Origin of the sequence: Anatilimnocola aquadivae (assembly GCF_049819085.1) — a bacterium.
Classification (GTDB): Bacteria; Planctomycetota; Planctomycetia; order Pirellulales; family Pirellulaceae; genus Anatilimnocola.
Map to the genome: position 1 here is coordinate 2842910 of NZ_CP187419.1, position 15898 is coordinate 2858807.

At 58.9% G+C, this 15898-nt stretch carries 12 protein-coding genes; 3 read left to right on the forward strand and 9 right to left on the reverse strand.

The window, feature by feature from the left end; genetic code table 11:
• Nucleotides 1-114: 114 nt before the first annotated feature.
• The 3 genes from NA78x_RS11590 (at nucleotide 115) to NA78x_RS11600 (ending at nucleotide 3280) form a co-directional block, all read left to right on the forward strand.
• Nucleotides 115-1194, forward strand: a complete 1080-nt coding sequence (locus NA78x_RS11590; RefSeq protein ID WP_425618609.1) for a DUF1559 domain-containing protein — start codon at nucleotides 115-117, stop codon at nucleotides 1192-1194.
• A 592-nt stretch (nucleotides 1195-1786) separates the two neighbouring features.
• Nucleotides 1787-2272, forward strand: a complete 486-nt coding sequence (locus NA78x_RS11595; protein WP_425618610.1) for a hypothetical protein — start codon at nucleotides 1787-1789, stop codon at nucleotides 2270-2272.
• A 246-nt stretch (nucleotides 2273-2518) separates the two neighbouring features.
• A complete protein-coding gene (locus tag NA78x_RS11600; RefSeq protein ID WP_425618611.1) occupies nucleotides 2519-3280 on the forward strand; it encodes a hypothetical protein in 762 nt (253 codons plus the stop codon).
• Nucleotides 3281-3316: 36 nt separating this feature from the next.
• Here the strand turns inward: NA78x_RS11600 and NA78x_RS11605 are convergent, their stop codons facing one another.
• The 9 genes from NA78x_RS11605 to NA78x_RS11645 all read right to left on the reverse strand — a co-directional run bounded on the left by NA78x_RS11605 (nucleotide 3317) and on the right by NA78x_RS11645 (nucleotide 15831).
• Nucleotides 3317-4495: a zinc-binding metallopeptidase family protein gene (locus NA78x_RS11605; RefSeq protein ID WP_425618612.1), complete on the reverse strand. Its 1179-nt coding sequence runs from the start codon at nucleotides 4493-4495 to the stop codon at nucleotides 3317-3319.
• Nucleotides 4496-4813: 318 nt separating this feature from the next.
• Complete coding sequence (locus NA78x_RS11610; protein ID WP_425618613.1) at nucleotides 4814-5311, reverse strand: hypothetical protein; 498 nt, start codon at nucleotides 5309-5311, stop codon at nucleotides 4814-4816.
• On the reverse strand, nucleotides 5308-5781 hold the full coding sequence (locus NA78x_RS11615) for a hypothetical protein (protein ID WP_425618614.1): 474 nt from the start codon (nucleotides 5779-5781) through the stop codon (nucleotides 5308-5310). Before NA78x_RS11615 ends, NA78x_RS11610 begins: the two co-directional genes overlap by 4 nt.
• A gap of 60 nt (nucleotides 5782-5841) precedes the next feature.
• Nucleotides 5842-6288, reverse strand: coding sequence for an IS200/IS605 family transposase (gene tnpA, locus NA78x_RS11620; protein ID WP_425618615.1), 447 nt, complete (start codon nucleotides 6286-6288; stop codon nucleotides 5842-5844).
• 381 nt (nucleotides 6289-6669) lie between these two features.
• Nucleotides 6670-9276 (reverse strand): DNA mismatch repair protein MutS, encoded by a 2607-nt coding sequence (gene mutS / locus NA78x_RS11625; RefSeq protein WP_425618616.1) that lies wholly within the window; start codon nucleotides 9274-9276, stop codon nucleotides 6670-6672.
• Nucleotides 9277-9375: 99 nt separating this feature from the next.
• Nucleotides 9376-11430 carry a tetratricopeptide repeat protein gene (locus NA78x_RS11630; RefSeq protein ID WP_425618617.1) on the reverse strand — a complete coding sequence of 685 codons (2055 nt, stop codon included), beginning with the start codon at nucleotides 11428-11430 and terminating at the stop codon, nucleotides 9376-9378.
• Nucleotides 11427-12398, reverse strand: a complete 972-nt coding sequence (locus tag NA78x_RS11635; protein WP_425618618.1) for an amidohydrolase family protein — start codon at nucleotides 12396-12398, stop codon at nucleotides 11427-11429. The genes NA78x_RS11630 and NA78x_RS11635 overlap by 4 nt, the downstream gene beginning before the upstream one ends.
• A 3-nt stretch (nucleotides 12399-12401) precedes the next feature.
• A complete protein-coding gene (locus NA78x_RS11640) occupies nucleotides 12402-13691 on the reverse strand; it encodes a Gfo/Idh/MocA family protein (RefSeq protein WP_425618619.1) in 1290 nt (429 codons plus the stop codon).
• A gap of 88 nt (nucleotides 13692-13779) precedes the next feature.
• The gene (locus NA78x_RS11645) at nucleotides 13780-15831 is read right to left on the reverse strand and encodes a prolyl oligopeptidase family serine peptidase (RefSeq protein ID WP_425618620.1); all 2052 of its coding nucleotides are present in this window, start codon (nucleotides 15829-15831) and stop codon (nucleotides 13780-13782) included.
• Nucleotides 15832-15898 lie beyond the last annotated feature (67 nt).

Genomic DNA, 15898 nt, shown 5'->3' on the forward strand with positions numbered 1-15898 from the left:
AGCGGCACTCCCACCTGTAGCCAGCCTTCGCAGTTTTCGACGGTCGCTCTTCGGCCGCTTCGATCCTGTTGGCAAGCAAGCCATCCTTCCACGCCCGCTCAGGATTCTTTCACCATGTTCTCTCAACTGTCTCGCGGTGCGCGCCGCTCGCGCACCAATGGCTTCACGCTGGTCGAATTGCTGGTCGTCATTGCGATTATTGGCGTGCTCGTCGCGTTGCTGCTCCCTGCCGTGCAGGCCGCTCGCGAGGCTGCCCGCCGCACTCAATGCGCGAACAACCTGAAGCAGATCTCGCTCGGCATGATCCAGTTCGAGCACACGCACGGCTACTTCCCCTACTCGCGCACCGGTTCGCAGTGGCGCATTCTCCCCTTTATCGAACAGACGGCGCTCTACGTTCCGTTCGAACAAGCCGTGCATCCCACCGCCGGGCATGGCTTCAACGGACAACTGAACGTGGCTTGGCCCCCTGCCCTGCAAGCCGCCTTCAATACCAAGCTGAAGACCTTTCGTTGCCCCAGTGCCCCCTCGGAACAAACCATTCAGCAAACCGTAGGCTCCGTGACCATTCCCGTGCAAGCGACCAGTTACATCACGCCGCGCATTCCCGCGGTGCGGCCAGCGGGTCATCCCCTGTGGTATCAGGCCGGCGAACCGCAGATGCCCTGCAACACAGCCATGAGCCCGCCCGACTCGCGCAGTACCGATCCCACTCGCCGTGGAGCTCGCGCGGGCGAGATCACCGACGGCTTCAGCAACACCATGTTGTTTTACGAATGTGCAGGCTCTCCCGATCTGTGGGTGAAAGGTACTAAGGTTCCTGGTGGCGTCGTCGCGCTCGCTTGGGCTGGTGCCGGCGATGGTGTGAAGATGCGAGCCTATCGCGGCGACAACCTGACTGCTGCCACTTCGCCCACCAACAGCGGCCTGGGAGCCAACGGCATGCCCACACCACCTTCGCAAGCGACCGATCCCAGCCTGGGTGCCGCCTGGGAATGCGCCATCGATGCCGCGGGAACCTACAAGTTCATCGGACATACGAATGCGGCGCAGCCTTACGCGTTCCACGGCGGCGGAGTTGTCGGCGTCAGTGCCTGCGATGGCTCGGCGCGGTTCATGTCCCCGACCGTCGACCTCGAGGTATTTTTGAACTTCATGCTGCGTGACGACGGGCAAGTGAAAGTCGATTTCTAACCTCCCCTTCGCTGAGCCTTGATAACCGTTTTTGATAACTTTTTCGCATCTTTTTTCGTGATAATCATTTTTCTGAAGCCTTAATATTTCAACGCGTTACGGCAATAAATCAGCAAATTAACGCGGTTTGCTGATAACCATTTGATAACCAACTTTCCACCCTCTGGCCTCACCTCCTCCTCCTCTTCCTAACCCCCTCTCCTCGGTACACGTGGTACTCCACGATGTAACAGGGAGAGGGATGGGGTGAGGGGCCGAACCGCTCATCCGCTGGCCACTATTCTTAATCGTTCTCCAAGTTGACCGACGCGTCCCGCGAGGTAACTTCATCCCCACGGTTCCCGAGCCCTGGTCGACGAACCTCCTCGTCGTGCTGTTAACCAACCCGCGCAGCGCGGTCCGCATCTGCAAGACATTCGTCGTGAGAACATCCCTCATTACCGCCGCCTGCTGATTGATTGTCAAGTATGTATGGAAATTTTTGTAAATAGACGGTAAATATTAATGTCTTTGTTCCGCCGGCACGGCAGATGCTGGCCGCGCGCGTTCACGTACGGGCGGACTCTGTAAGTGCCGTGTTAAAATAGCCGCCATGGATGCCACGTTTCAATTTCTTTGGGACCGCCGCCACTCGGCTCGCAATCTGCACAAGTCGCAGGAGTGGGCCGTCTGCCTACTGGAACAAGGTCACGAGTCCGACGCCATCTTGCGTCTAGCCGGAATCACCGATTCGTCGTGGCATCTCGAACGAGAATTGGTGCTGCAGATTCTGCACGACATTGGCCAGCAAGATCTGCTGGTCGAGGATTTGTTCTGGGATGAATACGAAAGACAAATCATTGCTGACTATTATGCTGGCTTGATGGATGGCCACACGCTGTTGGACCAGGCGATTGAAATCCATTACGAGCGCGACGAACCGAGACGCCAATACTTTTGGCTCGCGCTCTGCGTCGATGCCGGACAGCATGGAGGGCAAGGACTCTGCCACATTTATCGCTTCGACTTACTTCCGTTTGATGTCGCGCTGAAGCAAGCACTCGCCGAGCATGGCTTCCCCGAACCACCGGGTGTTTAGTCCAGCATCTGAAAAATGTCTTATCGCGAAAATCACGGCGTTTTTCGCATGCTCGCCTCGTGTACCGCGGGGAGAAGGTCGGGCTGATCGCTGTAAAATCGGCCCGGGTTCAAAGGCACGCTAGTGCACAAGCCAATGGACCCCCGGGGCAGGCCCGGGGGCGGGAAGACCCCTTGCCTTCTCGCTCACGCTGCGGGTTTCCTGATTCACCTGCCAAGATCCCGCCTGCCCCAGCGAATTCCCAGTGTGGAAATCCAACCTTCGGAATCGACAGTCACCAGCTTTATGTTGCCTGCTCATCGGCCCGTGATTCGCTTAGGAACCAGGGACTGTCAGACACTGTTCGTCGTCGCAGGAGCCTTATTCCTGCTGGTGGTCTGTCCTTGGCACGGAGAATGGCGCCTCACCCTGGGTGGCGCTATGTTCGGCAGCCTGTTTGCCTGGGCCGGTTACCAGCATCGTCACTACGAACGAACCTATCGGCTGCGACTCATTCCCGGCGGAATTCGTGTCACCTCGTGTGGCAGCACAAAGAACTACCCTCAACCCGTGATCGTGCGTCCCCGGGCGCTACCCGAAGCACACCGATTCTCGCTCAAATCGGGAACCTGTCGGGGCTCGCTCGATCTTCGCAACTTTCGCCGTGCCGACCAGGCTCGCATCATCGAGCATTGCAGCCAGTTTCTCTCGCCGGCGCAGCAAGCCGACTCTGGTCAGCAATGGGCGTATGTACGCGCCAGGTTGCTGGTCCCGCCCAAGCCCGTCGACTGGCTGAAACTCTGGCAAGCGACTTGTATCGCCACCGCCGCGTGCATCGTGCTGATGCCGCTCCTGATGTCACTCGCGGAAGCCGAGTTGCCAGCCGGAGAATCTGTCTGGTCGGTGCCGGAAGTGCGTCAGATTTTCCAACGCGGACTGATCGGCATGGTCTTCTTCGGCCCCGCGTTCTTCCTATTTGTGTGGCTGGCCCACTGGTGGGGCCAGCGCACAGAAATAGACGCGACGTGATGCGTCGCATCCACCAGTGGTGTCCAAATCGGCAGGTTACTTCGCCGGCGCTATGACAACGGGCTCTGTCCCACCGCGCGCTTCTTTCACCACCATCTGGATGAAGTGCATTTTTTTCAGCACTGAGCGCGACATCACAAACGGGTAATAGTCGGGCTGACCCATACTGCGGGCCAGTTCATTCAGCACCGTGGTGAGCTGCACCCACGAATTGACCAGCCTGACCACGCGTTGGGCGTCAGGAGCCTTCGGGTCGTATAGATCGGCGGCAACGAACGGTTCCACTTCGGCTTCGACGTCTTCGCCGCGCAGGCCGAAGCCGAGCGCCGTATCGAGGCTATCGACCACGTGCAGATAGTGGGCCCAGGTTTCGGCCCAGTCTTCCCACGGATGGGTCGAGGCATAGGTGCTGATATGCCGGTCGGCCCAATCGGGGGCCGGTCCTTGCTCGTAGTTGCGCTGCAAGGCGGCCGCATAGTCCTCGCGCTCGTCGCCGAACAGTTCGCGAAACTTCTCCAGCCAGGGAGTATTGAAGATCAAGCGGTCCCAGTAGTAATGGCCAATCTCGTGGCGAAAGTGTCCCAGCAAGGTGCGATACGGTTCGTGCATTTCGAACCGCATCTTCTCGCGCGTCGAATCGTCGGCCTCTTCGATATTGAGTGTGATCAGGCCGTTATCATGCCCGGTCAGCACGCGCGGCCCTTCGGGGGGCGAACGCAGAAAATCGAACATCACCCCCTGTTCCAGGTCTTCTGTCACCTTCGACTTGACCGGCAGCCCCAAGCTGAGCAATTGAGCCACCAGCCGGCGCTTAGCGTTTTCGATCAGCATCCAGCAGCGGGCGTTGTCGGGCACCGTCAGGTCGGGAATGGTGCGATTCAGGCGACACGAGCGACATTGAACCGCGGGGTCTTCGTTAGGAATGAGCCAGTTGCAACCGGCGGCATCCAGATTCTCACACCGTCGCCACGACAATTCCGACTTAGGATCGCCGACAGCTTTCCAGGTTTGGATGGGCGTGCCTGGTTCGATCGCGCGAACCTGCAAGGTCTCGACGTCGAAGCCCAGTTGCGTCTGGCAGGCCAGACACACACTGTTGCGAAAGAACACCGGGCGTCCACATTGGCAGCGATACGACCGACCGCTGGCTGAGGGTTCCGACGAGCGCCAGGCTTCGGCCAGACGTTTGCTAATGACTTCAAAGATGCTGAGCATGGATCACCAGGCAGGTTTTTCGAGCGCGTGAAGCTAGATGTTAGTTCAAACCAGGGCCGCCGTCACACTGCGGCCGAACATTCGGTTGCCCGCCACCATGCGAAACGCGTGCCATGCGCCGACGCAGCGTGGCATTCACCAGGAAACCCGAAGCGTGAGCGAGGAGTGCGCTCGGGAAGCACAGAAGCGCATGTCTCGCTGATTCGTTCGCTTCGACTTTGGTGGCGAATTCCCCATGGGAGCCACAAACGAATGGCCCAACTGCCGCTGCCCTGCAGGACTGCAACTGCACTCTCCTCGCTCACGCTTTGGGTTTCCTCAGCGCGTTTCCACCGCAGACAAATCGCTCAAGATCGCTCGGTCAAACTCAGCGGCCGTATCGGCGCGAAACAGCAAGACAGTGGCCCAAATGCCAAACGGAATGCCGAAGTACATCACCGGCGACAAGATCGGAATGCAGGCGACAATCGCCATCGTCCGGCAGAATCTCAAGTGGCGAAGCTGGCGCATCCGCAGTGCGGCGAGGAAGATCAAGCATTGCACCGGCGCGAGCAGAGAGAGCATGATCGAACTGACGGGCTCTCGCAGCACGGCTCCCAATTCTACGAAGCCTAAGAGTGCAGCAGTGACTCCAAGCACCAATGAGATGGCAAAAAGCAAGCCTGGTATCGCCTGCATCCCGGCCAGCAACATCAACCCCAATGTCGGACCACGCAACCGCTGAACCACCCGCTCTCGCGGCGACAGCGGCATCCTTAACAGGTGCTCTGCCACTTGCGGCGATTCGTAGGGATTGACTCGTTGGTCGGTGCTCATTGGTGGTGGATGGGTTCCTTCGGTCCCGGAACGTCAAACTCAGCTGCGACGTCCTTTTGAAAAAGTAAAATCGTTGCCCAAATGCCAAACGGGATTCCCAGATTAAACCAAGGCGTTAGCAACGGTATGCTACTGACGATCGCCATCGTGCGGCAAAAGCTTAGGTACCTTGATTGCCGCATGCAGATCGCAGCGCGGAGGATCGCGGCCTGCACGAATGATTGGAGCAAGAAACCCGACCCCAGCATCGCTACAAACGAATCGAAAGGAATCTCGGCACTCTCGAACACGGCAGCGATAACCACCAGAGTTAGCAGCAGTAGCGTGCAAACGAGTTGGGTGCCCGATAGCAACAGCAGGGCGAGAGCCGCCGATCCCAAACTGCGCGAGCCCTGCACCCGCGCTGACGGCATCAGCCTTTCAGCTTGCAGCGGCGATTCGTAGGGATTGACTCGTTCGTCGGTGCTCATTGTTCGCTGTTGGAATCTCTAGCGGCTGTAAAAAAACATGAGCGCATGCGAGCGTTCGCATCACCACTCTAATTCATCGAGCGATCCGCCGTGCTTTTCGACCAACAGCTCCAACTCTTCCCGGAAGCTACGTCGGCGGTGATGCTCCTTTTGATTTCGAATGTACTCGATGATCGCATCCGTGACCGATCGACTCACGCTGAAGGCGGCATAGCCCGGTTGCCAGGCAAACGACCGCTTCTCGCCAAATTCTTCATGCACCCATTTGGAAGAGTTGGCTTTTAATTCCCTGAGAAGCACCGCTACCGCGAGGGTAGGCGGATAAGAGATCAGCAAGTGAACGTGATCGGCCATGCCGCCAATCGCCAAGGCTTTGCACTTCACGCCGTCCGCAATGCCGCCGAGATACGCGTGCAACCGGCCTTCTAAGACATCATCGATGAACTGCTTCCGGTCCTTCGTACTGAAAACGACATGCACGAGCAGCGAGGTATACGTGTGAGACACAGGATGCTCCGTTCAGAACGATGGCAGGAACGTGCAAGTGAGTTTAGAGAATCGGCTCACGCCAGTGAAAGAGATTCATCTGCATCGGATTAGAAATTCCAACTTGAAGGGCGTTTGAATTCCTCAGCCCGGAGGGCGAAAGAAAGTAGCCCACGGCGCAAGCCGTGGGTCGGTAGGGAGTTGATGGTCTTGAGCCCTGGAAGGGCGACAGAGACGTCTCGTGAGACCGTGGCAATCAATACATTAAACGAGGCGTTGCATTGCCAACGTGTGTCGCCCTGCCGGGCTTGCGTGCAAATGGTAACTATTTCCCAGGGCTTGCGCCCTGGGCTAATCTCTTTCGCCCTACGGGCTGAGGAGTCTGCTTTACTGTGCTGTGCTTTACTGCTTCACTTCCCTTTGCCATTCGCTCAACAACTGCAGCGCTGCCATCGGGGTAAGGCTGTTGGTGTCGAGCTGACGGAGCTTGTCCATCACGGGGTGTTCTTCGGGGGCGAAGAGGGTGAGCTGAAGGTCGCCCCGGCGTTTGGTTTTGGGTTTGACGGCGAGTTTCGATTTGCCGTCCGGGTCGAGATGCTCTTGTTCGAGCTGCGCGAGAATCTGCTTGGCCCGCTCATTCACACTGCGGGGCACGCCGGCGAGACGGGCGACGTGAATGCCGTAACTCTTGTCGGCCGCGCCGGGAATGATCTTGTGCAGGAAGATCACCTGCTCTTCCCATTCCTTGACGGCGACATTGAGGTTGCGGACGCCGGGCATCGTACCGGCAAGGTCGGTCAGTTCGTGATAGTGCGTGGCGAAGAAGGTACGGCACTGAATCGTGTCGTGCAGATGTTCGACGATGGCCCAGGCGAGCGAAATGCCGTCGTAGGTGCTGGTGCCGCGGCCGATTTCATCGAGCACCACCAGGCTGCGCGCCGTGGCCGTGTTGAGAATGCGAGCCGTCTCGGTCATCTCGACCATGAACGTACTTTGCCCGCGCGACAGTTCGTCGCTGGCCCCCACGCGGGCAAACACGCGATCGGCAATGCCGATGGTCGCCGAGTTGGCCGGCACAAAGCTGCCGATTTGAGCCATGACGGTGAGCAATGCGACCTGGCGAATGTACGTGCTCTTACCAGCCATGTTCGGACCGGTGATGAGCAGCACGAGGCCCTCTTCGCCGCCGCAGCGAGCATCGTTGGGGACGAACGAGCCTTGCGTTTCGATCACATCGAGCACCGGATGCCGGCCATCGACGATCTGCAGCAGCGGCTCTTCCGTCACGACCGGACGGCAATAGTTCCGCTGACAAGCCAGCTGCGCGAGTGATGCGAGCACATCGATCTGCGCGAGAGCCGCTGCCGTGCTTTGCAGCCGGCGTGTCGCTGCCTGCACGACGTCGCGCAGCTTGAGGAACAGGTCGTACTCTAGTTCCTTCGCCCGCTCATCGGCAGTGAGGACTTGCTCTTCGTATTCCTTCAGTTCGGGCGTGACGTACCGCTCGGCGTTGGTGGTGGTCTGCTTGCGATGGTAGTTCGGCGGCGTCTTGTCTTTGTGGCTGTTGGTGATCTCGATGTAATAGCCAAAGACCTTGTTGAAGGCGACCTTCAAGTTGGTGATGCCCGTACGCGCTGCCTCTTCGGCCTGGTACTTCGCAATCCATTGCTTGCCGCCGGCCGCGAGGTCGCGCAGCTTATCGAGATCGGCGTGAAAGCCGCCGCGGATCATGCCGCCGTCTTTCGCCTGCAGCGGACAATCGTCGAGCAGGGCCGATTCCAGCTGCGCGCGAATCTCGGGGCACAGGTCGATCTGGCTTTCGAGTTCTCCCAGCAGCGAACTCTTGCGAGCCGTGAGCTTGGCCTTGAGCTTCGGCAAAGAAGCCAGCGTGCGACCGACAAAGCACAGATCGCGCGGGGTGCAACGGCCGGTAGCGACGCGAGCCAAGAGCCTTTGCAAATCGTAGACGCCGCGCAGTTGCTCGCGCAGTTCGTCACGCAACGAGTTTTCGTGGGCCAGTTCGGCAACGGCATTCAGCCGGCCTTCGATCTGCGATTTATCGGTGAGTGGACTCGCCAGCCAATCGGCGAGCAAGCGACCGCCCATGGGGGTTGCCGTGCGATCGATGGCGGCCAGCAGCGAACCCTCGCGTGAGCCACTGCGGAGCGTACGAGTGAGTTCCAAGCTGCGGCGCGTGGCTTCATCGATTTCGAGCGATTGCCCCGAACGATACGGCAGCAGGCGATCGATATGTTCGAGGCTGGTCTTCTGCGTCTCCTGCAGATAGTCGAGCACCGCGCCCGCCGCGCGAATGGCTGGCACGTCCTCATCGGTGAAGCCAAAGCCGTCGAGATTCTTGGTCTGAAAGTGCCGCGCAAGTGCTGAACCGCCGGTCTCGTACGAGAAGGCCCAGGCCGGCCGCTTGGTGAGCACTGCTTTGGTGGGAAGATGCAGCTTGAATTCGGCTTCGTCGGCCAAGAGACATTCGACCGGCCCAATCCTCGCAATCTCGTCGTTCACGCGGGCCAGCGGAACCACGGCAGCGAAGAACCGTCCCGTGGAAAGCTCGGCCCAGGCAACTCCCGCGAGCGCACCGGCTGCTTGCGGATCGACCGGCAACGCCACGGCAAGCAGATAGTTATTCTGCAGTGGATCGAGCAGCGCATCGTCGGTGAGCGTGCCCGGGCTGACAACGCGCGTTACTTCGCGTTTGACGAGCCCCTTGGCCTGCTTGGGATCTTCGACCTGTTCGCAGACAGCGGCACGCAAGCCGGTAGCAATCAGCTTGGCGAGGTAACCCTCAAGCTGATGATACGGAAAGCCGGCCATGGGAATCGGGTTTTCGCCCTTGTCCCGGCTGGTGAGGGTGAGCCCGAGAATGCGCGATGCGGTCTTCGCATCTTCGTGAAAGAGCTCGTAAAAATCACCCATGCGAAACAGCAGCAGCGCATCGCCGCAGGCGTGTTTGGCATCGTGATATTGTTGCATCATGGGGGTCGCGGCAGCCATCGGGCGATTTTACGCGACAGGGCGGGGAGTGCGGAGTGGGGATTGCGGAATGCGAAGTGGAAGCATTCACACTTCCTATTTCGCAATCCGCACTCCACACTATTTCCCCTTCTCCACCGCTTCGCCGACGACGGCGTCGAGCGTGGGTGGCTGGTTCGTGCGGGGCACGGCGACATAGGTGACGTGCTTGATGACGATTGGCACGCCGTTGTCGTCTTTCGAGGTGATGAGCAGGCCATCGGCGGTGAAGTCCTGTTGCTTGCCTGCCTTGAAGCGAGTCCAGCCCAACGGTTTGCCGTCGGCATCGTAGCGGTACTCATCGAGCCACGACTTGGGAATGTCGAACGCTGGGTCGACGTAGTTGCCTTTTTCCTCTCCGCCGCGGTACGTGACCGACTTGATCCGTCCTTGATCGTCGTAAACTCGCTCTTCGTTATCGAGCGTGTTCACACAGAAGAAAGCCGGCGGCGAGTAGTGGTCGCCATTGTGGGCGAACAGCCCGATGTCGATGCGGTTCGATTCCATCTTCGACTCGGGCTGGATGGGTCCCCTGCCCTGCCACGTAAGCGAGATCTCGGCGCGGGAGCCATCGCCGAGGGGCTTGATCTCAATTTTGGACGGATCGCCGCGGAGCACTTTCCAGTGATAGGCGAGCTTCTTGGCATTTGCATCGATACCTTTCGCGCCGAGGATGAACTTTCGCTTCTGCTGCGTCGAACGCCAAATGCGGGCGACCGACATGGGCGTATCGAACAGTTTCTCGCGTTCGCCCACGTCGAAGTAGTCGCGCCCCAGCACGGGCTTCTCTTCGTCTTCGACGCGCACCATGACCACGGGGGGCAAGGTTTCGAGCGTCAGCGAATGAGCCAGCTCGATCATTCGCATCACATCGAGTTCTTGGCTATCGAACACAGTGGGATGGGCAATACCGGACAGGTAGTCTTCGTCGGTCTTCACCGGCTTGTTTGAGCGACGAAAAATCATCTGCACGGTGGGCATCAGCATTTGCTTTTCGACCAGCTTTTGCTTTACGTCGGGATGAAACGCGGCCAGCGTGCAAGCGATGGCATCCATGAAGGGGCGATCAGAGCCGGATGAACCCTGGCTGATGATGACGTACGGCAGGTTCGCGGCATACACATCACCGTAGCCATCACCCTCACCATTGTGCCCCGGATCGTGGTCGCGATGCTCAGGATAAAAATAGAGATGGTTGTTCAAATACTGCGTGAAGAGAGCTTCGATACCGCCGGGGCGGATGTAGGCCAGGCGAGGATTGCTCCGCCACAGCGGACCGGCCGTCTGCGCGGTCGATGAGTTGCCGATCACGGCCAGCAGACCTTCACCAGCAAAGATATTCGTCAACTGCACGCCGTAGCCTGTTTCCTTGGCCACATCGGCTGCATATTCGATGCGCGTGAGTTGCGGGAATTGCTCGTAGGCCATGTTCGAGTGGTCACGATCGGAATTGTCGTACAAGTCGCCGATATTCCCCGCCGCAGTCCCGGCGGCAAACCACGCCTGCAACTTCTTGCCGACTTCGCCGTGCCCCTTGATGACCGGCAAGGGTTCGTCGGGTGCTTCGGGAAGTTCGAAGGCCACGCGGACGAGATTGCGGGCCGGATCCCAGATGGCATTCTTCGCAGTCACCGTTGCAACGCCGTCCGCGACTTTGCCAATAGCCTCGTCGCTTGGTGCCGGCTTATAAGTGCCGTCCTTCACCTGCTGGACGAGTTCCAAAAATTTGGGATCCTCGCGCAAGGAAGCGAGGTCGTCATCCTTTTGCAGGTGCGCGGCATTGGCAAAGCCGGACTTCACGGCCCGCTCGATGCTTGCCAAGGCTTCTTCCTTTTTTCCTTGCAGTGCCTGGAAGCAGGCGAGGTTATAGGAAGTAAGCGAAAAGAACGGCGCAAGCTCTTCGGCGCGCTTAGCGGCCATTTCGGCATCGGCCAGTCGCTTCGCCTGTCCCGCTTGCTGGGCCGCAGCCATCAACTGCGAGGCAATGGTGACGCGCCCCGGTTTTTGAAAGGGAGAGATCTCTGTTTTGGTTTCGACCTTGGTTTCTGCCTTTGGCTTGTCGACAGGCTTCTCTTCCTGGGCATGAGCCAGCGTGGCGAGAGAAACGAGTACGCAGAATGTGACAAGCGATTTCATCGTGTCTTCCAACGATACGCGGCGACAGAATTGTGGAGAAAGAAATAGTCTCGTTCAGCAGCAGGTCGGTGCCGCGATACGTAGTCTCGAACGATCTGGAGCAGATCACCGTACGAGGCAGCCCGCGTGCTCACGGGCCAATTGCTGCCATAGATGAGGCGGCGGTCGCCCCAGGTCTTCCAGAGGGCATCCAGCACGGGCTTATAGAAGTCACCGCTGAGCGGAGCATCGCCGTCGCGTTTGCCGGTCGCTTCGACGAGCGCCGAAACTTTGCAGTACACGCGCTGGTGGCGAACGGCGGCTTGCATGCCCGCCAGCCATTCGGCCGGAGGTGGCTGGCCATCAATCTTCAGATTGCCGCAATGATTGATGACGATTCTCAACCTGGGCAGCATCTCGGCCAGTCGTGCGACTCGCGCCGGCGTATCGGGGCCGCCATTCACATCCAGCGTGAGCTTCGCGGCGCTGAGCACCCGCAGATCGTTGACGTAGTCCGGCTGGTCGAGACCCGCCTTGAGGTCACCCACGTTCACGCGAATACCGCGAAAGCGTTCGTTGTCGGCGAAGCGCTCGACGTGTTTCACAAAGTCGGGTGTGCCTGGCTTCAGATTGCCAATCACACCGACGATGAATGGATTGCGATCGGCGAGATCGAGCAGCCACTGGTTATCCTCGACCCACGGGCTCGCCTCGACGACAATCGTTCCGGTGATGCCGAGGGGTTTCGTCAATTGCTGAAACTCCGTTGGCAGCACGGAGCGATAGAGGACCTTGTCCTGCTTGCTGGGCCACGGCACGCCCTCTTTGCGCTCGGGATCGTAGAAGTGCGTGTGGCAATCGACGATCTCGGACAGCGGCGGGGGAGCTGCCGCTGCGACCGAACGGACTGTAGTGGATACGGCAACTGCGGCCAGGGAGGCCTGCAGCAGAGACCGTCGCAATAGCGGCAACTCCGTGGCGTGCGGCATGGCTTAGACCTTCCAAGGCTGCCGCATGGTGTAGTCGAGCAGTTTGTTCGCCGCTTCGTCGCCGGTGAACTGCTTCTTGTCAGGATCCCACTTCAGTGGCCGGCGCAACTCGTAGCCAATGGCACCGAGATGACAGATCGCTGCGGAACTCGCGCCGATCTCAGCCGTGCAAATTGGGTCTTTGCGGCTGCGAATGCAATCGAGCCAGTTGCGGGCATGACTGTCAGAGAAATAGACGCGCTGATCCTTGTCGGTGAGCGGCTCTTCGAGAATCTTCGCGGGCGTGCTTTCGATTTTGTTGCGATCGACGTAGATCGTCCCTTCGCTACCTTCGAACGTGCAGCCGCTGGGTCCGCCATGGAACATCTCGACTCCATTGGCGTAGACAAACTTCAGCCCGCTACCCGCTTTGGCATCCTCTGGCGGAACGATCTCGACCGGTCCGCTGCCATCCATGTTCATGGCCCACTGAGCGATATCGAAATGATGAGCACCCATATCGGCCAGCGCACCGCCGGCGAACTCTTTGTAGTTGCGCCAAGCAGGAAAGTGCTTGTGTATTCCCTTGGGGCAGAGAACTTCGTTGTAGGGACGTTCGGCAGCGGGGCCCAGCCACAGATTCCAATCGGTCCCGGCGGGAATCTCTTGCTCGGGCAAGTCACATGCTACGGGCGGACCACCAACGCCCACGCGTACGGTCTTCAGTTTGCCGATGCGGCCGTTGCGAACGTACTCGACCGCCTGGCGAAACTTGCCGCCGAATTCGCTGCGTTGCTGACTGCCGGTTTGGAAGACAACTTTGTTGCCCCGCACGGCGTCGATAATCTTCTGCCCCTGGGCAATCGTGTGCGTGAGCGGCTTCTCGCAGTAGATATCCTTCTTTGCCTGCGCCGCGAGCACGCAGCCTGTCGCATGCCAATGATCGGGAGTGGCAATCACCACCGCGTCGATGTCTTTGCGAGCTAAGACTTCGCGAAAGTCGTTGTAGAGCTTGCAACCTTGGTAGTTGCCGCTCTTGGTCGCCTCAGCGTACTTCTTTTCGACCGTTTCCTTCGCCCCTTCGGCCCGCTCGCGGACGACATCCGAGATGGCAACCACCTGCACATCGGGAAAGTTGAGAAAGCGGCTGACATGACCCCGGCCCATCGTTCCCACGCCGATGAAGGCCAGGTTCAGGCGATTGCTGGCAGCGTTTTCTTGCGCACGGCCGGACGAATGAAGCAGCAGCGGGCCCGCGACGCCAGCAGCCAGCGAAGATTGCAAGAACGAACGACGTGAGACGAAGGTGGGCATCGGGAGAGATCCTTGCAGAGACGTGTTGCCAGCAAATGATCGCCCCAGTGTGTCCCTGCGCCGAGCGCCCGTCAACTAATCATTCAAGTCACTTAACGCCCAGTTCCTTGACCAGAAACCCAAGCACATCGGCCGAAGCATCAATCAGCTTGCTAGTCGGAGTGCCAGCGCCGTGGCCAGCGCGCGTTTCGATGCGAATGAGCGCGGGCGTTGCTCCTTGATGGGCTGCCTGCAGGGCAGCGGCAAATTTGTAGCTATGCGCCGGCACCACACGGTCGTCGTGATCGCCCGTAGTAACGAGGGTGGCTGGATACTTCGTTCCCGGCTTCAGGTTGTGCAGCGGCGAATAAGCATGCAGCACCTTGAAGAGCGATGCATCTTCCGACGAGCCATACTCGGGAGCCCAAGCCCAGCCAATCGTGAACTTGTGATAGCGGAGCATATCCATCACACCGACCGCCGGAACTGCGGCAGCAAATAAATCGGGCCGCTGCGTCATAGCCGCGCCGACGAGCAGACCACCGTTGCTGCCGCCGCGAATCGCGAGCTTGCCGGGACTGGTGTACTTCTGATCGATCAGCCACTGCGCTGCGGCGATGTAATCGTCGAAGACGTTCTGCTTACGATCTTTCATCCCTGCTTCGTGCCATGCTCGGCCATATTCGCCACCCCCACGCAAGTTCGGCACGGCATACACGCCACCCTGCTCAAGCCAGGCGATAGTGCCGACCGAGAAGCCCGGCGTCAGCGAGACATTGAAGCCGCCGTAGGCGTACAAGATGGTTGGATTGTTGCCGTCCAGCTTCAACCCTTTCTTATAGGTAAGAATCATCGGCACCTTTGTGCCGTCTTTGCTGGTGTAAAAGACTTGCTTCGATTCAAAGGCATCGCCGTCGAACTTCACCTTTGGCTGGCGAAACAGTTCGCTCTTGCCACTGGGGATGTCGTAGCGATAAATGGCGCCGGGTACCGTATAGCTGGTGAATGTGTAGAACGTCTCGTTCTGATCAAACCGCCCGCCAAAACCACCAACACTGCCGAGGCCAGGGAACTCAATCTCGCGCACGAGTTTGCCGTCGGGATCGAAAACCTTCACCGCCGAGCAAGCATCGCGCAAGTATTCGGCAATGAGATGCCCGCCAACCGCACCCACGCCTTGTAACGTGTCGCGCGATTCCGGAATGACATCTTTCCACTGTTCACGAGCCGGGTTGGCTAGGTCGATAGCAATCAGCTTTTTGAACGGTGCGTCGAGATCGGTGGTGAACCAGAACTTCTTGCCGACATTACCGACGAAGTGGTACTTGGCATCCCAGCCTGTGATCAATTCCACGACGGGCGCATCGGGCTGGGTAAGATCCTTGTAGAAGACAAGGTTCTTCTGCTCGGTGCCGCGCCAAACAGTGATGATTAGGTACTTGCCATCTTCGGTCACATCGCCGCTGAAGCCCCATTCCTTCTCATCGGGCCGCTCGTAAATCAGTTTGTCTTCCGACTGTGGGGAGCCCAGCTTGTGGTAGTACAGCTTTTGATAGTAGTTGGCGCCGGTGTACTTCTCGCCGGGCTTCGGTTCGTCGTAGCGGCTGTAGTAAAAGCCGGCGTTGTCGTTGGTCCATGAAGCGCCGGAGAACTTCACCCACTTCAAGTGATCGACTTCGTTCTCGCCGGTCGCCACATTCAACACGCGCCAATCGTTCCAGTCGGAACCCGCGGCGGCCAGGCTGTAAGCGATGAACTTGCCGTCGTCGCTGACCACCCAATCGCCGAGCGCGACGGTACCGTCGGCAGAAAGCTTGTTGGGATCGAGCAGCAGGCGAGGTTCGCCGCGCAGGCCCTCGGTGGCATACAGCACGCTCTGATTCTGCAGGCCGTCGTTGCGCGTGTAGAAGTACTTGCCGTTGCGAACGCGCGGCAGACCGAAGCGTTCGAAGTTCCAAAGTTCTTCGAGCCGATCACGAATCGCCTTTCGCTGCGGCAACTTCTCAAGGTAATCGAACGTCAACTTGTTCTGGGCGGTAACCCAAGCTTTAGTGGCGTCACTATCGGGTTCTTCCAGCCAGCGATAAGGGTCGGCAATCTTGGTGCCGTGATAATCGTCAACCTGGTCGCCGCGAGTCGTCTCGGGATAGCTGAATTTCATGGGGGAATTGTTAACGGCTGGAGTGGAAGATGGGTTGAGCGCGGCCGGTTGAGCAGCATTCCCGGAT